Raw genomic sequence first — 22,450 nt, 5'->3', positions numbered from 1 at the left:
CGGGTTCTGGTAACCAGCGCCGCCGTAGAGGCCGTGCTGCCCAGGCTGCCCAGGCTGCCCCGGCGCACCGTATGGGCTACCCGCGTACTGCGAGCCGTAACCGCCCTGGGGGCCGGGGCCCGCCGGACCACCTTGTGGGAAGCCCTGCGGACCAGCTTGTGGTCCACCCTGAGGTCCGCCCTGGAAGCCTGGCCGCTGACCTCCTTGTGCATACGCCGATTGTGGCGCACCGAACTCGCGGGTTTCGTTCACGCCACCCGGTATGGTGGGTCGGTTCTGAGCACCCTGCGCACCGGAGCTGGAAGCACCGTAGGTGGAACCTGACTGCGGTCCGCCGGGTTGTGGCCGGCCATTTTGCTGCCCACCGAAAGGGGAACCAGTAGTCGGACCGAACTGACCCGAATGCGTTGACTGACCAGGCTGTCCCGGATATGCTGCCTGACCCTGCTGTGCGGATGAGGCTGGCTTATCGGGCTGGCCCGACATTCCAGCCGAATCCAACTTGCCGGACTGCTTGGTCTCGCCGAGGGACGTCGTGGGGGTCGAGTCCGACGAAGACGGCGTGTGGACATACGGGGAGCTTGAGTATCCAGAAGTACCGCTTGAGTTACCAGGCTTGCTGGCACCGTCGGTACTATCAGTGCTGCTGGTGCCACCCGCACCGCTGGAATACTTCGAAGGCGTGTACTCGCTCGTGCCGGACGATCCGGTTTGAGGGTCATTGCCATTCTTCGGGTCCTTGGGATCCACTGGATCCTTCGGATCATTCGGGCCTGAGGTGGGGCCACCGTTGGGGTTATTCGTAGACACGCTTTGACCCTTCTTGCTCGGTTCGTACGGTAAAGAACATTGCTAACCTTACCGTCCATTAGACCGTTTAGCTGAATGGGTGCTGAAAAATCCCCAAACTCTACCTGGGATGGTGGAGTTTGGGGCCTACCAATCGTCGATAAGCAAGTGCTTAGAGGTTGATCATGTGACCTTCGACGCCGTGCGCAATCTCCTTAAGCACCTCAGACAATGTCGGGTGAATGTGCACGTTACGTGCAATTTCGCCCGCGGTAAGGTCGAAGCGCTGAGCGAGGTTAATCTCCGGGAGGAGCTCCGAAACATTGGCTCCAACGAGGTGGCAGCCGAGGATCTCCCCGAACTCACCATCAACGATGAGCTTGCCGAAGCCCTGGGACTCAGCCAGGCCGAGTGCCTTGCCGTTCGCGGAGAACGGGAAAGTAGCAACCTTGATGTCCTTGTCCGGGAACTTCTCGCGTGCCTGCTCCTCGGTGTAACCCATGGATGCGACCTGTGGGTTGCAGAATGTTGCGCGTGGCATCATCTGGTAATCGCCGAGCTCCATAGTCTCTGCGTCCGCGATGGTCTCCGCAGCGACGATGCCCATAGCCTCAGCCACGTGAGCAAGCTGCAGCTTCGCCGTCACATCGCCGATGGCGTGAATGCCTTCGACGTTAGTGCGCATGCGCTCATCCACAGCGATCGCACCGCGCTCGGTGAGCTCCACACCCGTGTTTTCCAGGCCGTAGCCTTCCGTGCGTGGCTGGAAGCCAACAGCAACCATGACGCGGTCCACGGTCAGGGTCTCAGTCTCCTCGGAGCCCTTCTTTTGAATATCAACCTCGACGGAGTCACCGTTATCGCGCACAGCCGTGGTTGCGTGGCCCGCCAGGAGCTTCACACCAAGCTTCTTGTACGCCTTAGCAATCTCGCGGGAAACGTCCTTTTCCTCATTCGGCAGAACACGGTCCATGAATTCCACGACAGTGACGTCCACACCGTAGTTGGACAGCACGTACGCAAACTCCATGCCAATCGCGCCGGCACCGACAATAACCATCTTCTCTGGGGCCTTCGGATTGAGGATCTGCTCCTCGTAAGACACCACGTTCTCAGACAGCTCAACGCCCGGCAGGGTCTTCACCACAGAACCGGTAGCGATGATGCAGTTATCAAAGGAGATTTCCTTCCCCTTGTCATCGCCCTCAGTGATCTCAATCGTCTTAGCGTCCTTAAAGGACCCCAGACCATGGATCTCCGTGATCTTGTTCTTCTTCATCAGGTAGTGGACGCCGCCCACGATCTTCTCCGAGACCTGGCGGGAACGCTTGTGCGCGTCCTCATAGTCAAAGGACACCTCACCCTTAATGCCAAAGGTCTTAGCCTCATGGTTGAAGATGTGCGCGACCTCAGCGTTTTTAATGAGGGACTTGGATGGGATGCAGCCGACATTCAAGCAAACGCCACCCCAATACTGCTTCTCTACGACCGCAACCTTCTTGCCCAGTTGAGCCGCACGGATAGCGGCGACGTAGCCACCAGGGCCCGCGCCGAGTACTACAACGTCATAATGTTCATTAGTCACGCCCACTAGGATACGTGCGCTTGCGCCTAAACGCTCGGACAGGTTTCCCTGTACCGTTTTATCGCGCCCAAATAGGGGTCTTTGCCTCATATTCACAACTCCTTCAGCGGTTTGGCATGATGTACAAAGTTGTCCCGCCATCCAAGAAGGACCCCCATGAAGCTGTCTCGCCCCATGCTGGTTACCGCCACCGCAGGCGCACTCATTGCAGGCTCATTCGCGGCCGCCGATTCAACGCCAGTGTTCGCACCGCTTGGCGACGTCACTGAGGTCACCCCTACCACCCCCGATACCGGCAGTGAATCCGAGGCCGCGACCGAGCAGGATGATCCTGCCCCGGCAATAGATCCTGTCGATCTGCCCGCCGAGATTGTTCCCGAAGTGGATGTCCCTGAGGCTGACATTCCCGCCGACATTATCCAGGCGGCCCAAAACCAGCCTGACCACGCTGCGAAATCCCCAGTGGCAGGGCAGCTGCGTAAGCTGACCGCTCCGCCGCACACGGCAGGTGGTGGGGCGCAAGCGTGGTTTGCCACCACAACAGGGAAAGACTCCCAGGTGGAAGCCTGGGAAGTCTGGTCCGAATCCATGAACCGTTGGATTCCAGTAGCCATCATCCCGGCCACTGGTCCGGATAAGAAGACACGCATCCCTAACGCGCCGACGTTGTACATGCTCAATGGTGCCGGTGGCGCTGAACAGAACGCTGACTGGATTAACGCCGGCAAGGCCCATACCTACTTCCCCGGCAAAGGTGTCAACGTGGTGATCCCCATGGAGGGCGCCTTCTCCTATTACGTGGACTGGCTCGCTGATGGTGATCAGTTGGCCACTAAGTCCGACTACTTCAAGGGCGCACAGAGGTGGACCACTTTCTTGGGCCGCGAACTGCGCGAGCCGGTGGAGACCTACTTGGACGCCGACACCACTAAACGTGGCGTTATTGGCATGTCTATGTCCGCCACATCTTCGCTCCTCCTGGCAGAACACTACCCGGGTGAATACCACGCCGTTGGTTCTTTCTCTGGCTGCGCCGCTACGTCCACTTCATTGCCCTGGGCGTTTGCTTCACTGACTGTGAACCGGGCCGCCACAAACCCAAACTACGGTTCCATCACCCCGGCCGACATCTGGGGTCCGATGGGCAGCCCCTACAACCGCTACAACGACGCCCTGGTGAACGCGGAGAAGCTCAAAGGTTCTGCACTGTACATCTCCAACGCGTCCGGTTTAGCCGCAGAAGAGGATATGTACAGCTACCGCCGCAATGCGCGCAAACAAAGCCCTTTGGATGCCATTAACGGTTCGATGACCACCACCATCGAAGGTGGCGTCATCGAGGCAGCAACCAACGCATGCACTCATGATCTGCGCGCAAAATTAAACAGCCTGAACATTCCGGCCCATTTTGAGTTCAAGAACACTGGTACCCACTCGTGGCCCGTGTGGCGGGACGACATGCATCGCTCTTGGGAAACCGTGATCGGGCCCGCCCTGCTGGGCAGCAACTTCGTGGCGGACCGAGAAAGCCTGCCAGACTCTTCGTCCTGGGATGCTGATAAATCCAGCTAGCAGCTCCGAGCTAAGCAGAAAAATCGGCCTTCCTCGCGGTCTCATTGCAACTGCGGGGAAGGCCGTTTTTCATCTGCAGTTTTCTGCAGAGCGCGTGTTTTAGAACATGCCCAGTGCCAGGGCGATGCCTGAGGACATCGAGGACGCTCCGTGGGCCAGGCCACCCAGGAACTCGTTGATTGTAAGCTGGATCTGCTCGATGGGGTTCAGGTGCATTGTTATTGTCCTTTTCCTTGAGTAGTGGGGTTTTTCGACGCTCAGTGGGACGAGCTTTTAATAAACCTTCACGCCATTATTCGTGAAGGGCCATGGTGTCGTTACAGTCGGTTTTCACAATAACATGATTCACTTGAGCCACATTAATGGTTTTTATCGCTTGTCGGTCAGGGGTTGCACAGTTAAAGTCAAGTGCGATCTTAAATTATCTCTCGGTAACACCCGCCGCCACCGAAGCGAATAGAGTGGGTGAACCCGAAGCAGCAAAGGAACACCATGAAGCTTTTCCGCTCCGCCCTCGCTATCGCGGCAGCATCCGCAATCGCATGTGGCGCCACAGTTACCACCCCAGCGAATGCCGCATCCGTCACCGCCGAGCAAGCAGCTGGCGACGCCGCACTAGGCACCGTGAAGAACTGGGATGCCAACGAGGCCCCCAAGGCCATCTCCACCGGCAAGACAGCCGAGTGGGTTGCCGAAGTTGATGGTAAAAAGGTGCAGGCCTACTGGGTCACCTCCCCGTCCATGGGACGCGACATCCCAGTTGCAGTTATCCCGGCACGCAATAAGGATGGCCAGGCGGTGCAGAACGCCCCGACGATCTACCTGCTCAACGGTGCCGGTGGCGCAGAGCAGAACAATGATTGGCTGACCTATGCAAACACCCAAAAGTTCTTTGCTGATAAGGGCGTGAACGTGGTCATCCCGATGGAGGGCGCGTTTTCCTACTACACCGACTGGTTGAATACCCCAAAGGCGCAGTACTTCCGTGGCCCACAGAAGTGGGAAACGTTCCTGACCAAGGAGCTGCCGGGCCCGATTGAGAAGAAATTGGGTGCGGACAGCCGTCGCGCAATCGTTGGTTTCTCCATGTCCGGCACCTCCGCATTGGTGCTGCCCACCAAGATCCCGGGCTTCTATGACGCTGCGGCTTCCTTCTCTGGCTGTGCCGCAACGTCCACCATGGCTCCGTACAACTTTGCTCGCCTGACCGTCAACCGTGGCGCAGGCGCTGCTGGTGCGAATTATCAGAACGTCACCCCGGAGCAGATGTGGGGGCCGATGGGCGGCGAGTACAACCGCTGGAATGATGCACTGGTCAATGCGGATAAGCTGCGCGGCACCGCACTGTATGTCTCCACTGCTACGGGGCTTGCCTCCGAAAACGACATGATGGGCACCCTTATGGGCAAGGGCGCTACCCAGGCTGAGGCTTCCGCTGCCGCTATGACCCTGCAGGTTGAAGGTGGTGTCATTGAAGCCGCGATCAACTCCTGCAACCATGACCTGCGTGCCAAGCTGACAAAGCTCAATATTCCGGCACACTACGAGTTCCGCAACGTGGGCACCCACTCCTGGCCGGACTGGCGCAAGGATCTGGAGAACTCTTGGGAGAAGACTATTAAGCCAGCCTTCAAGATGTAATAGGGCTTCAAAGCCCCCGTCCTCCTACCCCCTGCCTGGCAGTCCAAACTATCCCCCTGCCTGGCAGCCCAAGCTGCCAGGCAGGGGCTTTTCGCTGTTTCGAGCGCGTGGTTAGTGTGGGGGCATGAGCGACCACCCCGAACAGTTCACCCCTGATCTCACCATTGCCCCTGAGCTGCTGGACGATATCTCCGGCCCGGAAGCCCTGAGGTGGGCTACCGCATGGTCAGACGCCACCGAGGAAGCCGTCCGCACCCAACCGGGCACAGCTGAGTTGGAACAGCGGATGCGTGAGGCCTTGGACACTCAAGCCAAGATCCCCTACGTCACCCGCCGTGGGGAGCACCTGTACAACTTCTGGCGTGACCGTGACCATCCCCGTGGGGTGTGGCGTCGCACCACCACGGAGGAATATCTCGCTGGTGGGGAGCGGTGGGAGGTGCTCGTGGACGTCGATAAGCTTGCGCGCACTGAAGATGCGGACTGGGTGTGGAAAGGCGCGACCGTGCGCCCACTGCACCATGATCGCGCACTGTTGCGGCTCTCGCGCGGCGGGGCGGACGCGGTGGTCGTGCGCGAATTTGATCTGACGAGCCGCGAGTTCATCGACGGGTTCACACTGCCTGAGGCGAAATCCGATGTGAGCTGGGTGGATCTGAACACGCTGCTCGTAGGCACGGACCTGGGCGCGAACTCTGTGACGGACTCCGGCTACCCGGTCGAGGTGAGGCGCTGGGAACGTGGCACGGATTTGGCCAGCGCGCCGGTCATTTTCCGTGGCGAGCCCAGCGATGTCGCCGTGGGCGCGCAGGTGGACCATACTCCGGGTTTTGAGCGCGTGACATTCACACGCGCGCTGGATTTTTATACCTCGTTGACATTCGTGGGTGACGCGACTGGACGCATGACACTCATCGACGCGCCCACCGATTGCACGGTTGTCCCGCACAAACAATGGCTTTTCCTCGTCCCCCGCACCCCATTCGCGGGCCTGCCTGCCGGCGCACTGGGGGTCATTCAGCTCGACGCGTTCCTTGCGGGTGACAGGAAGATTCGAACGCTTATCGACGACGCCCCCATCAACGACCTTTCCATCACCTCCACCCACCTCCTAGTGACCACCTTGGACAATGTGGTGACGCGTATTTCCAGCTTCGAACTGGGAACATGGTCGCGTTCGGAGGTGGCACTGCCGGACGCCGCCACTGCGTCGGTGGTAGCTACCAGCCCGTTGGATCCGGTGCATGGTGAGGAGGTGTGGATCAACGTATCCAACTTCACCACTCCGTCGACACTGCTGCGCGATGGTCAGGTGGTGCGCCAAGCGCCAGCCGAATTTGATGCTTCAAGCCTAGAAACCCGCCAACACTGGGCAACCTCGGCCGATGGGACAAAAATTCCCTACTTCATCACCGGCGATTTCACCCGTGGACAACGCCCCACCCTCGTCGGCGGGTACGGAGGATTCGAAATCTCCTTGACCCCGGGGTACTCCGCCCTCCGCGGCATGGCATGGCTGGAACAGGGCAATTTCTACGTGCAACCCAACCTGCGCGGTGGCGGCGAGTTCGGTCCGCAATGGCACTCCCAAGTAGTAAAAACCAACCGGCACAAAGTGTGGGAGGACCACCGCGCCGTCCTCGAAGACATTGTGGCCAGGGGATACAGCGCCCCTTCTCTGCTGGCCATCCGGGGTGGTTCCAACGGTGGGCTTCTCACCTCCGGCGCCCTGGTCCAGTACCCGGAGCTTTTTGGTGCCGCTGTCATCCAGGTGCCCCTTACGGACATGCTGCGCTACCACACCCTTTCCGCCGGCGCGTCCTGGATGGCCGAATACGGCGACCCAGACAACCCCGAGGAGCGCGCGGCGATTGAGGCATGGTCACCCCTGCAGAACGTCACTGCCGGTGTTTCCTATCCCCCTGCTCTAGTCACTACCTCCACCCGCGACGACCGCGTTCACCCAGCTCACGCACGCACCTTTGCCCTTGCGCTAGCCAAGGCAGGGCAACCAGTGGACTACTTTGAAAACACCGCCGGCGGCCATGCCGGTGCCGCCGACAACCAGCAGGTCGCGCGGGTAGAAACACTCATCTACCAATGGATCAATAAAAAGTTGGGGGTAAGGTAAATTTTTCGGGAACTTTTCGGATTCTTAACGCGACTAATCCCACACATCGTTCAACCGACAGAAGGATCACTACGATGCTGAACTCAAAGAAGTCCATTGCTCTGGCCGCGGCCCTCTGCGCCGGTTCCCTCGGCCTGGCTGCCTGCTCTAACGACGGCGACTCAGTTGACACCAGCGCCACCACCTCCGCCGTGGAAAGCACCAGTGCCGTTGAGGCTGACAACAGCGCAGCAGCTATCCAACTTGTTGACGGCTACTGCCGCGCCAAGGCTGCTGTGGATGACGCAGAGGCACACGAGCACATGACCGACAAGGACATGGAGCACGCCGACATGACCGCTTGCTTCGGCCAATTCAAGAACATGTCCGACAAAGACATCAACGTAGTTTCCTTCTCCTCCCCAACCCTCGAGGGCGCAAGCACCGAACTCCACGAAACCGTGGACGGCATGATGCGCGAAAAGGAAGGCGGCTTCACCATCCCGGCCGGTGGCACCTACGACCTGGTTCCAGGCGGCGACCATCTGATGATCATGAACTACCCCGGCGCCATCCCGGCCGGTGATAGTCTGACCGTCGAGCTCAAGCTGGATAACGGTTCCACCATCACCACCGAGATCCCCGTGCGGGAACAGCCTTCCGGTGAAGAAAATTACGCTGGGGACATGGACAACATGGACCACGGCGACCACGCCGGCCACTAAACCCCAAAGGAGCAGCGCCACCCGCCATGCCTGACCCGCAACACCAACCAGAGAACGCGAAACAGCAGCCAACCAGAGCCACCCGCCGCCAATTTCTCCGTGGCGCAGGTACTGCCGGTGCAGCAGGTGTAGCCGGTCTCACGGTGATGGGGCTTGGGGGGTGCGCTGAGGGGGAGCAGACAAGCGAAAAATGGCCAGGCCAAGGAACAGAGGAGCCTGGCGGCAATGACTTTCTTGCTGAATCCCGGGTGCCTTTCGATGGCCCCCACCAAGCGGGCATTTCCACGCCCGAACAATCCTTCATCAAACTCATCGCGTTCAATCTCAAAGACAGCAAAACCAACCGCGATGACGTTATCCGATTGATGCGCTTGTGGACCGATGACGCACGCCGCATGTGCAGCGGCGTAGCCGGTCTCGCTGACTTGGAACCCGAAAACCTCGAATCAACTGCGAACCTAACCATCACGGTTGGTTACGGACGTAGCTTGCTGGACAAAATTGGGCTCGCCGATCAAGCCCCGGACTGGCTCGGGGACCTGCCTAAATACTCACGCGACGAACTCGTTGACGCCTGGAACGGCGGAGACATCTGCCTCCAACTTTGTTCCGATGACCGCTTCACCTTGTCGCACGCCTCGCGATTCATGACCAAGACTGCGCGCACCTACGTCGACGTCGCATGGATCCAAGACGGATTCCTGCACGCCCGCGGATCCGTCGAGGCTGGCACCACCCCGCGCAATCTTTTCGGACAGCTCGACGGCACCGCCAACCCAGCCCTGGATGAGTTCGGCGACATCGTGTGGATCAACGAAGGCCCCAAATGGCTCCACGGTGGCACCGCCATGGTGGTTCGACGCATAGCCATGCTGATGGATGAATGGGACATTCTTGACCGCGCATCCCGCGAAGTTGCCATGGGCAGAACAATCGAAACCGGTGCCCCACTGACTGGCACAGACGAATTCGATCAACCCGATTTTGACGCCCTCGATGAGTACGGCCTGCCAGTCATCGACCCAAATTCCCACATGGCGCGCGCTTTTTCCACCGACCGTTCTGAGCGGATCTACCGTCGCCCCTACAACTTCGACATGCCACCAGGACCAGACACGCGTGGCACATCCAATGCTGGACAGATTTTCATCTGCTTCCAAAAGAACCCCCTAAAACAGTTTGACCCCATCCAAAAACGTCTCGCCGAAGCAGACCGCCTCAACGAGTGGATCACCCACATCGGTTCCGCGGTGTTTGCGGTGCCGCACGGCACTAAAGAGGGCGAGTACTGGGGCCAGGATCTGTTTGAGGCCTAGCGGGGCCGGCGCGGACTTAGGTCGGGGCCGGCGAGGCCCTCTGCCCCGGTGAAGGATTTGCATCTCCCCGCGGGTCGCCCACAAACCGGATCGCTGTGACCTGGGAGTTTAAAAAACGGCGGGGGACCGGATGTTAAATCCTTCACTCACACAAGACTCAAAGGAACCAAATTGGGATGTGCAGCGGTCTAAGTAGGTATGAGAAACGTACAGACAAACCTACAGCTCTACCGCGAACTACACGATGCAATGGATGTGACCCGCTCCGTGCCAGGAGGTCTCTTCCGTGGCGGCCCTGGTATTAAGGTCACCGAGAATATCTACACGTCACTGCCCACCAATAGCGTCATTCGCCCCGTCCACCCTGCACCCGCCGCGGCGCGCGCAATAGCCATGGCCATGGAACACCCTGGCCACACTATCGCGGGGATGAGTGCCCTGGCTGTTTTCGGGTTGCCCTATTTTGCTGATCACTGCCACACCACCCTGTTCGGCCCTGTAAATAGAAACAAGCCACCCACCCAGTTCAGCCCTCTCGTTCAAAGACCAACCAGTGTGGAACATTGGTATGTCTACTTCGAGTGCGTACCCCTCAAAATTTCTCCACCAGCCATTGCTGTTATTTCTGCCTTAAACATGATCCGGGCAAGCGTTCACCGGTGGCCTGCTTCACGTATTGATGGAATTGCGTATAAAGAAATGCAGTCCATCCAGCTCATTGATGCCGCTCGACGGTTCCTTGGCGTAACACCCGACGACATTGTTAGTTCTGGCAAAGACAGAGTGAACAAGCGCTGGCTCCAAAGAATCGTGGAACTGACAACCAACAAAGCGGACTCACCAAAAGAAACTGAGATGCGACTACTGGCCCATGCTTTGTGTAAGAACCTTGGCGTGATGGTCGTTGAGCAGCATCCTCTGTGGGCTGCCGGTTCCCTGGTCACTGTGTTTGATCTAGCGATTCCGGAACTGAAGATCGCCATGATGTACGACGGCGAACACCACTTGAAACGAGAACAGCGTGATTGGGACTCACAAGTCAATGTTGAAGCGGCGCTACAGGGCTGGACTGTCATCCGGGTAACCGCCGGTACTCTCCCGCGATTGCCGGAGTTTCTGATGCGTGCGACGCAAGCTGCCTAGCGGGGCCGAGTGAAGGATTTGACACCACACGAAGCCCCACCCCGCCACAGATTTCCATTTCTGCAGGTCAGAGCATGGCGCTTCGCATGCGCACGTGAGCCCGCTGTTAAATCTTTCACCGGCACTCCCTATACGCCAAAGACGAGCCAGCTAGCATGAATGCCATGACTATGCTCGTCACTGGTGGCGCCGGTTTCATTGGCTCGAATTTTGTGCACATGGTGGCGCAGCGCTATCCGGATACCCGCATCATTGTTCTGGATGCTTTGACCTATGCCGGTAACGCCGAAAACCTTAAAGGCGCAGGCCAAAACAACCAGGTTGAGCTGGTCAAAGGGTCTGTGGCGGACCCTGTCCTGGTAGACGAGCTGTGCAAACAAGCCGATACAGTCGTGCATTTCGCGGCGGAGTCTCACAATGACAATTCGCTGCGCGACCCATCCCCCTTTGTGGAAACAAACGTGGTGGGGACGTTCACGCTGCTGGAGGCGGCACGAAAACATGACAAGCGCTTCCACCACATTTCCACTGATGAGGTCTTCGGAGACCTGGCTATCGATGATCCGGCCAAGTTCACGGAGACGACCGCTTACAATCCGTCATCACCCTATTCAGCGACGAAGGCTGGCTCGGATCACCTGGTCAGAGCGTGGGTGCGCAGCTTTGGGGTGCGGGCGACAATCTCGAATTGCTCTAATAATTACGGCCCCTACCAGCACATAGAGAAGTTCATTCCCCGACAGATCACTAATCTGCTCACCGGGCGCCCAGCCAAGTTGTATGGCACAGGCGAGCAGGTGCGCGACTGGATCCACGTGGATGACCACAATGATGCGGTCTTGGCCATCTTGGAACGCGGCCGCATCGGCGAGACTTATAACATCGGCGCCAACGGCGAACACTCAAATAAGGACGTCATCGAGTTCATCTGCGAGTTGATGGGTGGAACCTACGAACACGTCGCGGACCGTCCCGGGCACGATCAACGCTATGCCATGGATGCCACCAAGCTCACCAAGGAGCTCGGCTGGCGCCCGCGCTACACCGATCTGCGCGAGGGGCTTGAGCAAACCATTGCTTGGTACCGCGAGAACGAGGCTTGGTGGCGCGACGCGAAGGATGCGGTAGAGCAGGGCTACGCCGCGCACGGCCAATAAGCCACGGCCAGTAGGCCAGCCAATAGGTCGGCTAATAGGACTGCTAGTAGGCCATGGCATATAGGTCGGCCACTGGCCGACCTAGAACCGCCTAGTCCAAATGCCTCTCATCCGGCCCGTTGTACGCGGCGAGCGGGCGGATGATGGTGTTGTTTTCAAACTGCTCGATGATGTGGGCGGTCCACCCGGTGATGCGCGCCATGACGAAGAGCGGGGTGAAGAATTCGATGTCGAATCCGAGGATGTAGTACGCGGGCCCTGCTGGGAAGTCCAGGTTGGGCATGATGTTGATGGACGTGTTCTCGTACATGGTTTTGGCCATGATGTCGTACATCTCTACCCACTTGGAGGCGTTCTTCTCTGGGTGTTCGGAGGCGAGTTTCTTGAAGGCGGCTTCCATGGTGGGTACACGGGAGTCGCCTTTCTTGTACACGCGGTGGCCGAAGCCCATGACGAGTTCTTTGTTCTTGAGCTTGTTTAGGGTCCACTCTTCGGTCTTGGCGGGGTCGTCGATTTCAACGAAGTTGTGCAAGACAAATTCATTCGCACCGCCGTGCAGTGGCCCCTTAAGCGCACCGATCGCACCGGTGACAGCGGACCATGTGTCGGACTGGGTCGAGGTGATCACGCGCGCTGTGAAAGTGGAGGCGTTGAAGGAGTGCTCCGCGTACAGGATCATCGATTTCTCAAAAGCTTCCACGTCAGACGGGATGGTGGCGGGTGAGCCTTCGCCATCGCCGAAGACCATCCAGAGGAAGTTTTCGGCGTAGCCGCGGTTCACGTCGGGTTCAATGTAGCCCTCGCCACGGCGGCGTCGAATGTCCAGCGCAACGATGGTGGGCAGCTTGGTCAGTAGGGTGAGCGCGATGTCCCGGATGTGGTCAGAGTTCGGTGTGAACTTCTCCGGGTCGCGCGTGCCCAAAAACGATACGGCGGTGCGCAGCACGTCCATCGGGTGGCAGTCTTTCGGCATGGCCTCGATGACGCCGATGAGCTCTTCATCAAGGCCGCGACGCGCGCGGGCCACGCGGTAGAACTCGTTGAGCTCGTCTTCGTTGGGCAGCTCGCCGTTCCACAGGAGCATGGCTACTTCTTCAAAGGTGGCGCCTTCGGCAAGCTCGTGGACGGGGTAGCCACGGTAGAGCAGCGAGTTGGTGTCGGGGTTGACCTTGGAAATCTGGGTGTAGTCGGCGATAACACCGTAGAGGCCTTTGCGGATGTCTGGTCGCTCGGTCATGTCTGGCTCCTTAGTTGGGTTAGAAGATGCCCTCTGGCGTTGCCGGGGCTGTGGCCAGTGCGTCCTGCGTGAGGCGCACGTTGAGCTCGTTCAAGTCAGTGAGGTTTTCCAGGTTTTCAGCGGCCGCGAGGAAGCGGTCTTGCTCTTGCTTATCGACGATCCCCTCCGCCAACGTCCTAAACTTCCGGATGTAATCGGGCCGGGTGAATGGGCGGGCGCCGTCTGGGTGTGCGTCGGCAAGCGCGAGCTCATCTTCGATGACCTCGCCATCGGTGAAGGTGATCACGGCGCGGGCACCAAACGCCTTCTCGGCGGGGTCGGTGGAGTGGTAGCGGCGCGTCCACTCGGGGTCTTCGACGGTGGAGATCTTGTGCCACAGTTCCACCGTTTCGGGGCGGCCGGCACGCTCTGGGGAGTAGCTGTCCACGTGGTGCCACGTGCCGTCCTCGAGCGCCACGGCGAAGATGTACATGATCGAGTGGTCCAGTGTTTCACGCGATGCGGTGGGGTCCATCTTCTGCGGATCATTCGCACCGGTGCCGATGACGTAGTGGGTGTGGTGCGAGGTGTGCAGCACGATGGAGGCAATATCCGTCGTAGAACGACCCGCGCGGATAAGCGTCTGGCGCATGCGACGCGCCAGGTCGATCGGGGCCTGGGACTGATACTCCGCGGAGTGTTCTTTGGTATAGGTGTCCAGGATCGCGCGCTTGGGCTCGCCCGGCGCGGGCAGCGGGACCGTGTAGGTGCGGTCCGGGCTGTGCAGCATCCACGCGATGACTCCGTCCTCCCCCTCCCAGATCGGGGCGGGTGCGCCTTCGCCGCGCATGCACCTATCCACGGCCTCAATGGCCATTTTGCCTGCGAACGCCGGCGCGTAGGCCTTCCACGAAGAGATGAGGCCCTTGCGGGACTGGCGGGTGGCCGTGGTGGTGTGGAGTGCCTGGCCGACCGACTGGTAGATCGTGTCCACGTCCAGGTCCAGCATGGTGCCGATGCCGGCGGCCACGCTCGGGCCGAGATGCGCCACGTGGTCAATCTTGAACTCGTGCAAGCAGATGCCTTTGACCAGGTTCACCTGGATCTCATACCCGGTGGCAATGCCACGGATGAGTGTCTTTCCATCCAAGCCTTTGTGCTGCGCGACGGCTAGCAGCGGCGGGATATTGTCGCCCGGGTGGGAGTAATCCGCGGCGAGGAACGTGTCATGGAAGTCCAGCTCACGCACCGCGGTGCCATTGGCCAGAGCGGCCCACTCGGCGGAGAAGTGACCGTCAATGCCAAAGACAGTGGCGCCCTGCTTCTCCACCGGGTGAGCCTGCGCCATCGCGCGGGCCGAGGTCACCGGGCGGCGCACCACCGATGCCACGGCCACTGCCGCATTGTCGATGATGCGGTTGATGATCATCTCGGTCGTCTCAGCCGGCACCTCCACGGGATCGGCCGCTACCTGGGCAACTTTGTACGCGAGGTGTTCTTCATAGGGGAAATCTTCTGCGGAACGGTGCGTGCGCACCTGGTGGTTGATCATGCGCGGTCGGCCTCCTGAAAGGGTCTCCAATACGGGGTGTTGGTTAGTATCGCAAAACTAGCTCCCTGGCGCGCAGGTTTTCCGTGATTATTCAGCGATTAAGATGGCGGGCATGACTGACACGAACACGGGCATCGACGGGCTTGAGCTAAGAAAACTGCAGGTCCACGGCGATAACCGCGGCTGGTTCAAGGAGAACTGGGCGGGGCAGCCGCCGATGCGCGTCGAGCAGAACAACGTGAGTTTCAATGCCTCACGTGGGGCCACCCGAGGAATGCACGCGGAGCCGTGGGATAAGTACGTGTCGGTGGCCACGGGCCGGGTGTTTGGTGCGTGGGTGGACCTGAGGGAAGACTCCCCCACCTTCGGTGCGACGTTCGGTTGTGAGATCGGGCCTGACACCGCGGTGTTTGTGCCGCGCGGGGTGGCCAACGGATTCCAAGCACTTGAGGATGGCACCACCTACATCTACCTGTGCAATGCGCGATGGAGTCCGGATGCGCAATACGCCTTTTGTTCCTATCGGGAGATTGAGTGGCCACTGGAGCCCACCGAGGTCTCAGAAAAGGACTTGGCCCACCCACCGTTGGCTAAAGCACAGCGCGTGGCACCGCGTCGCACGTTGGTCACAGGTGCAAACGGGCAGCTCGGAAGGGCTCTGCAGCATCTCCTGCCTGACGCCGACTTCTGCACCCGCGAGGACTTTGACCTGACTGCCCCGGTGGAGGATCTGCAGGCGGCTCGGGATTGGACACAGTACTCCACCATCATCAACGCGGCTGCTTTCAATGATGTGAATGGGGCCGAAACCGCGGAAGGCCGAACAGCTGCGTGGGAAGTCAACGCACTCGGCCCGGCGAAGCTAGCGCAGATCGCTGGGCGCTATGACCTGACGCTGGTGCACGTGTCCTCGGATTACGTGTTCGACGGAACATTGCAAGAGCACACGGAGGAGGAAACGCCGAGTCCGTTGTCGCTGTATGGGGCGTCGAAAAGCGCGGGTGAGGCGGCGGCCGCGGCATGTCCGCGCCATTATGTTGTGCGCACCGCGTGGGTCTTCGGCGACGGTCCTAATTTCATGTCCACGATGGCACGGCTGGCCGCTAATGGCACATCCGTGAAGGTTGTCTGCGACCAGCGCGGGCGCCCGACGTGGGCGGAGGACTTGGCCAAGGGAATCGTACACCTGCTGGACGTGGACGCGGAGTACGGGATCTACAACATCACTTCCGGCGGGGACCCGGCGTCGCGGGATGAGATTGCCATGGCTACCTTCAACGCCGCCGGCTCCGATCCAACGGGAGTGACCCCGGTGACTACCGCGCAGTACCAGGAACTCAATGGGCCGGAAGCTGCCCGCCCGGCGGAATCAACGCTGGCCTTGGACAAGATTGAGGCCACCGGGTTCACGCCGACGAATTGGCGCGTGGCACTCGCCTTGTACCTGGGCTAGCCAGAAGACCTGGCTAGACTTCCAAGCATGAAGGGCATCATTCTCGCCGGCGGGTCAGGCACACGGCTGTACCCGATTACAAAGGGCATTTCGAAACAGCTCATGCCTATCTACGACAAGCCCATGATCTACTACCCGCTGTCCACCCTGATCAGCGCTGGTATCAGGGAGATCCTGGTCATCACGACTCCGGAAGACCGTGAGGCATTTGAGCGTTTGCTCGGCGATGGCTCCGCGTGGGGGCTCATGATTGACTACGCGGTGCAGCCCTCCCCCGACGGGCTGGCACAAGCCTTCCTCATCGGGGAGGAATTCATCGGGGACGATTCGGTGGCGCTCGTGCTCGGCGACAATATCTTCGATGGCACGCAACTTACCCGCCTGATGAATGAGGCCACAGCCCCTGACGGTGGCGCCATTTTCGCCTATGAGGTCAGCGACCCGGAGCGCTACGGCGTGGTCAGCTTCGATGAGAACGGCACCGCCACCGCCATCGAAGAGAAACCATCGGAGCCGCAGTCCAACTTCGCCGTGGTGGGGCTGTACTTCTACGACAATGACGTGGTGAAAATCGCGTCGGAGATCACCCCGAGTGAGCGCGGGGAGCTGGAAATCACCAGCGTCAACGATGCGTACTTGAAGCAGGGCAAGCTCAAAGTTCATCGCTTGCACCGCGGGGATGTGTGGTTGGATACAGGTACGATTGACTCCATGAGTGAAGCCAGCGCCTACGTTGAGGTACTGCAAAAGCGCACGGGCACAGTCATCGGTTCGCCCGAGGTGGCCGCGTACCATCAAGGCTTCATCGATGCGGACACGCTAGAGAAGCTCGCCGCGCCCATGCTGAAATCGGGCTACGGGCAGTATCTGCTCGATGCCGCCCGCGAGTAATAATTGCGGTATCGTGCGGTCGCACGCTTATCGACGTTTTCCCTTCAACCCGGAGACCCCATGACCAACACCACCCCTAAAACCAAAATTCCGCCCTTGATGTGGGCTTTCACCATTGTCTTCGCCCTGGCTGCAGCCGTGGGCGGCTACGTCATTGGTGAGCGCGATGGGCAGCAAAACGCCCTGAACCAGATGGAGGAGCACGTGGGTGGCGTTGAATCTGAAGGTGCGGGGGCCGAAGGGGCTGACGTCGGCATTCCTGATAGTGCCAAACCGGGCACGAACTTCAGCCCGGTGAAGGCAGATGCCAACGGTTTCTTCGACGCCACTATCCAGGGGCCTAGCGCCCCCATCACCTCCCAGGATGAGATTGATAACGCTGCTCGCCGCGACCCCAAGGACCCGATGGCGGTTGGTGCTTTGGACGCGCCCGTCGTTATCTCTGAGTTCAGTGACTGGGATTGCCCGTTCTGCATCCGCCACTCCACCACCGTGGAGCCGGAGTTGATCAAGGAATACGTGGAGAAGGGATACGTTCGCATCGAGTGGAACGACCTCGCCGTCCAAGGGCCAGCATCCATCGCTGCTGCAAAGGCTGGCCGTGCGGCCGCCGAGCAGGGCAAATTCGCTGAATACAAAGATGCTTACATGGCTGCCGCTGCTAATAAGGGCGGGCACCCCGGCTTCGAGCTTGAGGATTTCATCGGTTTTGCCAAAAAGGCTGAAGTACCCGACATTGAAAAGTTCATCGCCGATGCCCAAAGCGATAAGTACAACGAAGCGATCGACAAGGCCCGCGATTACGCCCAAAGCCTGGGTATTACGGGAACACCTGGGTTTATCGTCGGCAAGAAATTCCTGGCTGGTGCTATGCCCATCGGTGATTTCCGCTCCGCCATCAACACCCAACTCACCGCGAAATAACCAGCTGGGGTGGGCCGGGCACCTCACCCAACCCCCCGGTATAGTTAGCTCCGTTTGCCCCATGTTTCCACGCATACAGACGGAGCTTTTCTCATGCCCCACTACACCGCACGCCAACTCAAACACTTCATGAGCTTCTGGCCCCCTTTCCTGGGCGCCGGTGTGAAAGTCAAGGAATTTGCCGATGACGGCACCCGCGTCGTTGTCACCCACAAACCAAACATCCTGACCAAAAACGCCATGGGCGTAGCCTTCGGCGGCACCATGTCCGCCATGACAGACCCCTTCTTCATGCTCGCCTCCATGCACCGCCTGGGCAAGGAATACCGCATCTGGGACACCGCCGGTGAGATCAAATACACCAAGCCCGGCCGTGGCAAAATCACCGCTGATATGCGCATCCCGGAGGAAACCTACGCGCTCATCCAGGAGAAAACCGCGAACGGCGATAAGTACCTCCACTGGTTTGACGTGGACATCACCGACGAAGAAGGCGACGTTGTCGCCCACGTGCGCCGCCAGGTGTACTACCGGCGCAAGCAGCAGTAGTTCGGGGGCTAGTTCAGTTAGCTGGGGTTTTGGTGGAGCCGCCTGCGAGAATCGAACTCGCGACCTTTTCATTACGAGTGAAACGCTCTGCCGACTGAGCTAAGGCGGCGTGGAAAACACAGCGTGCAATCCGAGGGCTTAGCTTAGTGGAGAAGCAGCGCTGAGCAAAAATCGCGGGTCAGCTCACGCCGCAAGCAAGCCGGATGCGGCCCAACATTCCATTGAAAGCAATGACAGGTAGGACGGACTGGTCGAGGCGTTCGCGGCATTCGGCGATGGCATCGAGGCATTCGGTGAGTCCGGCAACATCGACGCGCTCAGCGATGTCACGCGAGAGTCCCTCAAAGTCCGGGTGAACCAGCTCTACCCCGCTGCCGCTGCGGATCACGATGGCATCGCGGTACACCCCGGCCACATCCACCAAGGTGAGGTCGAGCACGTCGCGCAAACGCCGTGTGCCGCGGGCTTTCTGCGCTGCCTCCAGTTCCTTCATCGACGAGGCGCTCCCCCGCAGTGCCCGCGCAGCGCCCTTGCCTTTTGCCCCCATGCCGAGGGCATTCTCGAGTTTGTCGCGCTCCTCCTGGTCCGCGTCCGCATAGGCGTCCTTCGCCGCGGCATCAGCGGACTTCACCAACGAGGCCACCGCCTTAAATGCTTGGTCGCCGTGGAAGACAAGCTCCGCCAGGTTGATCGCCGTACCCCTGCGAAGTTGCGCTTCCTCAGAGCGCACTAATCGGCGGGCCCGCCCCACATGATGCAGCGACGTCACCGCGGCAAGCCGGGCCACCTGCTCCGAAGCACCTTCCTCCTCCATCAGTAGACGCACAATTTCGCTTGTCGACGGCGCCGGCACATACAAATGCCTACACCGCGAGCGCAACGTCGTGGAAAAGTCCTCCGGGTCTGTCGACGGTGCACACATAATAATCACGGTGGAGGCTGGTGGTTCCTCCACCGTTTTCAGGAACGCATCGGCTGCCTCAAAGGAGAACCGGTCGGCGTCGTCGATGATGATGATGCGGTACGGAGAGATCGTCGGCAAGCGCGACGCTTGAGCGATAATCTCACGCACCGTTTTGACTTTGATGACAAGCTCTTGCGGCACCACATGCACAACATCCGTGTGTGCACCGGCGAAAACATCCCGGCAACTTTGACAACGACCGCACCCGAGCTCCTCCGGGTCCGTGCAGACGAGCGCCGCCGCGAATGCCAATGCTGATGTCGAACGCCCGGCCCCCGGCGGACCGGTGAACAACCATGAATGCGTCATCGCATGCGCCGGGGCACCCTCCACCCCACGCGCGGCGGCTGCGGCAGCGAGAATCACCGAACGCACCGACGGAATATCGGCAAGACGCTCAGCCACAGAACGCGAGGCAGGAAGATTCGGCGCAGTCACGTCCCCCACACTACAACCATGTAGCGACAAGCAACGTAGAGTAGATGAGCGTGGAACGGATGTGGCGCGGTTTTCGGTGGATCATGGGCACCCCGTGGCCCCTCTATGCCTCCGTGCTGCTGTTCACCAACGTACTCAGTGCGATGGCCATCATGGCCTTTGTCCGCTACCTCATCCCCATGCCCGGGGCGAAACAACTCGGCGCAGTCGCGTCTGGATTCGCCCCGCTGGGCATCGTGTACCTCATCCTCGCCGTGGTCGTGGGCGGGATCGTCTCCTACACCCTCTTCCGTCCCGTACTCCATTTCGGTCGCAGGCCCGAACGGTACGACGCCGCAGCTGTGCGCACCCTGGTGCTGCGCATCCCCGTACTACAAACCCTGGTCGTTGGGGTGATCTGGCTCCTTGGCATCATCATCGCCACCGCAGCCACCGCACGGCATGACGCCCAGCTCGCCTTCGTCGTGGCTATTTCCACCATCATGGCGGGGCTGCTCACCTGCGTACTCACCTTCGTCCAAGCCGAACGGCTCGTGCGGCCCATCGCCGCCAAAACCCTATCCAACCGCGCCGAAGACACCATGCTGGAGCCACCCATCAAACAGCGGCTCTACCTGGTCTGGTTCATGACATCCGGGGTGCCCCTCCTGGGCATCCTCTTCCTGCTCGCCGCCCAACACTACGGGTTCTTCCAAGACACCCCCGGCGAGCTCATGCCGTCTGTCTCCGCCATCGCAATCACCGCCATCATCACCGGCATGGCCGGCACCATGTTTGCCACCATGAGCGTGGTTGACCCCATCAAAGAACTCCAACACGCCATCAACCAAGTGCGCAGCGGTGACACCTCCGCACAAGTGGACATTTACGACGGCTCCGAGCTCGGCGTCCTCCAATCCGGCTTCAACGAAATGATGCGTGGCCTCAACGAAAGGGAGCGCGTCCGCGACATCTTCGGCCAATACGTCGGCTCCGAAGTTGCCCAAAAGGCACTTGAGGAAAAACCGGAACTCGGTGGTGAGGCTCGCCAAGTGGCTGTCGTGTTTGTGGATGTCATCGGCTCCACCAAACTCGCCGTGGACCGCACCCCTGAGGAAGTCGTGGAGGCCCTCAACGCTTTCTTTGAAATCGTCGTGGACGTGGTGCACCGCAACAAAGGCGTGATCAACAAATTCGAAGGCGACGCGGCACTGGCCATCTTCGGTGCCCCAGTCAACCTGCCCGACTTCGTCTCCTACGCGCTCAAAGCCGCCCGCGAACTACGTCAAGACCTGCGCGGACTTGAACTGGATGCCGGTATCGGTGTTGCCGCCGGCCACGTCGTCGCCGGACACATCGGCGGCCAAGATCGCTTCGAATACACCGTCATCGGCGACGCTGTGAACACCGCTGCCCGCCTCACCGAGCTGGCAAAGACCACCCCAGGCCGCGTGCTCACCAACACCTCCACACTCAGTGAGGCCAACGAGATCGAACAAGCCCGCTGGACCCGCATGAAATCCATCGAGCTCCGCGGCCGCAACAAGATGACCCAACTTGCCCGACCCGTCCGGCCCACGTTGGCGGAGAGGCACTAAGACCGGCGGGAGCCAGCCTTGATCACACGCTTGGTGGTCTGCGGGGGCTTCTTCGCAGTCTTCTTCGTGGTCTTCTTGGTCGAACGCTTCGTAGCCTTCTTGCTGGCCTTCTTGCTGGTCTTCTTCGCCCGACCAGACCGACCGGTGCCACCGGCCTCCGCGTCCTGCGCTTCGCGGGCGCGGCGGGCGGAGAGGAGCTCGTTGGCACGGGCATCCGTCATGGTTTCAGGGGTATCGCCGCGCTGGAGGGAGGCGTTGGTGGTGCCGTCGGTGACGTAGGGTCCGAAGCGGCCGTCTTTGACGGTCATGGGTTTACCGGAGACGTCGTTATCACCAAGCACCTTGAGGGGTGGCTGGGCGGCGGCGCGGCCGCGGCGCTTCGGTTCGGCGTAAATGCGTCGAGCCTCGTCCAGAGTGATGGAGAAGATCTGCTCCTCGTTGGCCAGGGAGCGGGAGTCGCTTCCCTTCTTCAGGTACGGGCCGTAGCGGCCATTCTGAGCAGTGATAACTTCACCATCAGCAGGATCTTCACCCACCTCACGTGGCAGGGACAGCAGCTGCAGTGCCTCTTCCAGGGAGACCGTGGACGGTTCCATGGTGGAGAAAAGGGAGGCGGTGGCGGGTTTGAGGTGTTCGTCGATAAGCTGCTCGACCCGCTTCTCTTTTTGCGCCGTCGCGGTCTTGGTCTCCCAGTTCTTGGCGCGCTTACCTTCGGCGGCGCGCTGGGCATCCTCCTCAGCGCGTTCGGCGGCGACGATCTCGAGGGCGCGGGCTTCGGCGGTAGCGCGCTCGTCGTCACGCACGAGTTCGGTGACGTAAGGGCCGTAGCGGCCCTCCTTGGCCACGAC

Annotated in this window: 17 protein-coding genes, 1 tRNA gene and 1 pseudogene; 12 read left to right on the top strand and 7 right to left on the bottom strand. The window is 60.1% G+C overall.

Features of this window, described 5'->3' with window-relative positions; all coding sequences use genetic code 11:
* Positions 1-810: pseudogene (locus tag F4V54_RS06865) on the bottom strand (hypothetical protein); the annotation flags it as partial.
* 151 nt (positions 811-961) lie between these two features.
* Positions 962-2,374, bottom strand: coding sequence for a dihydrolipoyl dehydrogenase (gene lpdA, locus F4V54_RS06860; protein ID WP_180969899.1), 1,413 nt, complete (start codon positions 2,372-2,374; stop codon positions 962-964).
* Between the two features lie 156 nt (positions 2,375-2,530).
* On the opposite strand from lpdA, the gene F4V54_RS06855 reads away from it, so the two are divergent.
* From F4V54_RS06855 to rfbB, 7 genes are all read left to right on the top strand, one after another.
* Positions 2,531-3,946 carry an alpha/beta hydrolase gene (locus tag F4V54_RS06855; protein WP_150386681.1) on the top strand — a complete coding sequence of 472 codons (1,416 nt, stop codon included), beginning with the start codon at positions 2,531-2,533 and terminating at the stop codon, positions 3,944-3,946.
* Positions 3,947-4,438: 492 nt separating this feature from the next.
* Positions 4,439-5,587: an alpha/beta hydrolase gene (locus tag F4V54_RS06850; protein WP_034663091.1), complete on the top strand. Its 1,149-nt coding sequence runs from the start codon at positions 4,439-4,441 to the stop codon at positions 5,585-5,587.
* Between the two features lie 124 nt (positions 5,588-5,711).
* Positions 5,712-7,718: a prolyl oligopeptidase family serine peptidase gene (locus F4V54_RS06845; RefSeq protein ID WP_150386680.1), complete on the top strand. Its 2,007-nt coding sequence runs from the start codon at positions 5,712-5,714 to the stop codon at positions 7,716-7,718.
* Positions 7,719-7,792: 74 nt separating this feature from the next.
* Positions 7,793-8,422 carry a copper chaperone PCu(A)C gene (locus F4V54_RS06840; RefSeq protein WP_150386679.1) on the top strand — a complete coding sequence of 210 codons (630 nt, stop codon included), beginning with the start codon at positions 7,793-7,795 and terminating at the stop codon, positions 8,420-8,422.
* 26 nt (positions 8,423-8,448) lie between these two features.
* Positions 8,449-9,738, top strand: coding sequence for a Dyp-type peroxidase (locus F4V54_RS06835; protein ID WP_150386678.1), 1,290 nt, complete (start codon positions 8,449-8,451; stop codon positions 9,736-9,738).
* 198 nt (positions 9,739-9,936) lie between these two features.
* Positions 9,937-10,881 carry a hypothetical protein gene (locus F4V54_RS06830; protein ID WP_150386677.1) on the top strand — a complete coding sequence of 315 codons (945 nt, stop codon included), beginning with the start codon at positions 9,937-9,939 and terminating at the stop codon, positions 10,879-10,881.
* 164 nt (positions 10,882-11,045) lie between these two features.
* Positions 11,046-12,038, top strand: coding sequence for a dTDP-glucose 4,6-dehydratase (gene rfbB, locus F4V54_RS06825; RefSeq protein ID WP_150386676.1), 993 nt, complete (start codon positions 11,046-11,048; stop codon positions 12,036-12,038).
* A 91-nt stretch (positions 12,039-12,129) separates the two neighbouring features.
* On the opposite strand, the gene F4V54_RS06820 is transcribed toward rfbB, so the two are convergent.
* Together F4V54_RS06820 and prpD are read right to left on the bottom strand one after the other, a co-directional pair.
* Complete coding sequence (locus F4V54_RS06820) at positions 12,130-13,275, bottom strand: bifunctional 2-methylcitrate synthase/citrate synthase (RefSeq protein WP_150386675.1); 1,146 nt, start codon at positions 13,273-13,275, stop codon at positions 12,130-12,132.
* Positions 13,276-13,294: 19 nt separating this feature from the next.
* A complete protein-coding gene (gene prpD / locus F4V54_RS06815) occupies positions 13,295-14,806 on the bottom strand; it encodes a 2-methylcitrate dehydratase PrpD (RefSeq protein WP_150386674.1) in 1,512 nt (503 codons plus the stop codon).
* A gap of 112 nt (positions 14,807-14,918) precedes the next feature.
* Here prpD and F4V54_RS06810 point away from each other — a divergent pair, with 112 nt between their 5' ends.
* From F4V54_RS06810 to F4V54_RS06795, 4 genes are all read left to right on the top strand, one after another.
* Positions 14,919-16,259, top strand: coding sequence for a sugar nucleotide-binding protein (locus F4V54_RS06810; RefSeq protein WP_150386673.1), 1,341 nt, complete (start codon positions 14,919-14,921; stop codon positions 16,257-16,259).
* Between the two features lie 27 nt (positions 16,260-16,286).
* Entirely contained in the window at positions 16,287-17,150 is an 864-nt protein-coding gene (gene rfbA, locus F4V54_RS06805) for a glucose-1-phosphate thymidylyltransferase RfbA (RefSeq protein WP_150386672.1), read from the top strand.
* Positions 17,151-17,210: 60 nt separating this feature from the next.
* Positions 17,211-18,074 (top strand): DsbA family protein, encoded by an 864-nt coding sequence (locus F4V54_RS06800; RefSeq protein WP_150386671.1) that lies wholly within the window; start codon positions 17,211-17,213, stop codon positions 18,072-18,074.
* 93 nt (positions 18,075-18,167) lie between these two features.
* Complete coding sequence (locus F4V54_RS06795; RefSeq protein WP_150386670.1) at positions 18,168-18,623, top strand: DUF4442 domain-containing protein; 456 nt, start codon at positions 18,168-18,170, stop codon at positions 18,621-18,623.
* A gap of 33 nt (positions 18,624-18,656) precedes the next feature.
* Here F4V54_RS06795 and F4V54_RS06790 read toward each other — a convergent pair.
* Positions 18,657-18,732 (bottom strand) — tRNA-Thr (locus F4V54_RS06790).
* A 69-nt stretch (positions 18,733-18,801) separates the two neighbouring features.
* Positions 18,802-20,025, bottom strand: coding sequence for a DNA polymerase III subunit delta' (locus F4V54_RS06785; RefSeq protein ID WP_232218082.1), 1,224 nt, complete (start codon positions 20,023-20,025; stop codon positions 18,802-18,804).
* Positions 20,026-20,075: 50 nt separating this feature from the next.
* On the opposite strand from F4V54_RS06785, the gene F4V54_RS06780 reads away from it, so the two are divergent.
* Positions 20,076-21,602, top strand: a complete 1,527-nt coding sequence (locus F4V54_RS06780) for an adenylate/guanylate cyclase domain-containing protein (RefSeq protein WP_102723809.1) — start codon at positions 20,076-20,078, stop codon at positions 21,600-21,602.
* Here the strand turns inward: F4V54_RS06780 and F4V54_RS06775 are convergent.
* On the bottom strand, positions 21,599-22,450 hold an 852-nt coding region (locus F4V54_RS06775; RefSeq protein WP_282958581.1), incomplete at its 5' end, for a topoisomerase C-terminal repeat-containing protein. The two genes, F4V54_RS06780 and F4V54_RS06775, sit on opposite strands and share 4 nt — an antisense overlap.

This window comes from Corynebacterium tuscaniense (assembly GCF_008693065.1).
Lineage (GTDB): Bacteria > Actinomycetota > Actinomycetes > Mycobacteriales > Mycobacteriaceae > Corynebacterium > Corynebacterium tuscaniense.
Note: the sequence above shows the minus strand (reverse complement) of the source record. Positions and strands in the feature narration are given on the sequence as shown.

Excerpts from the sequence above, each read along its gene's own strand:
- F4V54_RS06855 (WP_150386681.1), top strand. The coding sequence starts at position 2,531 with ATGAAGCTGTCTCGCCCCATGCTGGTTACCGCCACCGCAGGCGCACTC.
- rfbB (WP_150386676.1), top strand. The coding sequence starts at position 11,046 with ATGACTATGCTCGTCACTGGTGGCGCCGGTTTCATTGGCTCGAATTTT.
- prpD (WP_150386674.1), bottom strand. The coding sequence starts at position 14,806 with ATGATCAACCACCAGGTGCGCACGCACCGTTCCGCAGAAGATTTCCCC.
- F4V54_RS06800 (WP_150386671.1), top strand. The coding sequence starts at position 17,211 with ATGACCAACACCACCCCTAAAACCAAAATTCCGCCCTTGATGTGGGCT.
- F4V54_RS06840 (WP_150386679.1), top strand. The coding sequence starts at position 7,793 with ATGCTGAACTCAAAGAAGTCCATTGCTCTGGCCGCGGCCCTCTGCGCC.
- F4V54_RS06820 (WP_150386675.1), bottom strand. The coding sequence starts at position 13,275 with ATGACCGAGCGACCAGACATCCGCAAAGGCCTCTACGGTGTTATCGCC.
- F4V54_RS06845 (WP_150386680.1), top strand. The coding sequence starts at position 5,712 with ATGAGCGACCACCCCGAACAGTTCACCCCTGATCTCACCATTGCCCCT.
- F4V54_RS06830 (WP_150386677.1), top strand. The coding sequence starts at position 9,937 with ATGAGAAACGTACAGACAAACCTACAGCTCTACCGCGAACTACACGAT.
- F4V54_RS06795 (WP_150386670.1), top strand. The coding sequence starts at position 18,168 with ATGCCCCACTACACCGCACGCCAACTCAAACACTTCATGAGCTTCTGG.
- F4V54_RS06835 (WP_150386678.1), top strand. The coding sequence starts at position 8,449 with ATGCCTGACCCGCAACACCAACCAGAGAACGCGAAACAGCAGCCAACC.
- F4V54_RS06810 (WP_150386673.1), top strand. The coding sequence starts at position 14,919 with ATGACTGACACGAACACGGGCATCGACGGGCTTGAGCTAAGAAAACTG.
- F4V54_RS06850 (WP_034663091.1), top strand. The coding sequence starts at position 4,439 with ATGAAGCTTTTCCGCTCCGCCCTCGCTATCGCGGCAGCATCCGCAATC.
- rfbA (WP_150386672.1), top strand. The coding sequence starts at position 16,287 with ATGAAGGGCATCATTCTCGCCGGCGGGTCAGGCACACGGCTGTACCCG.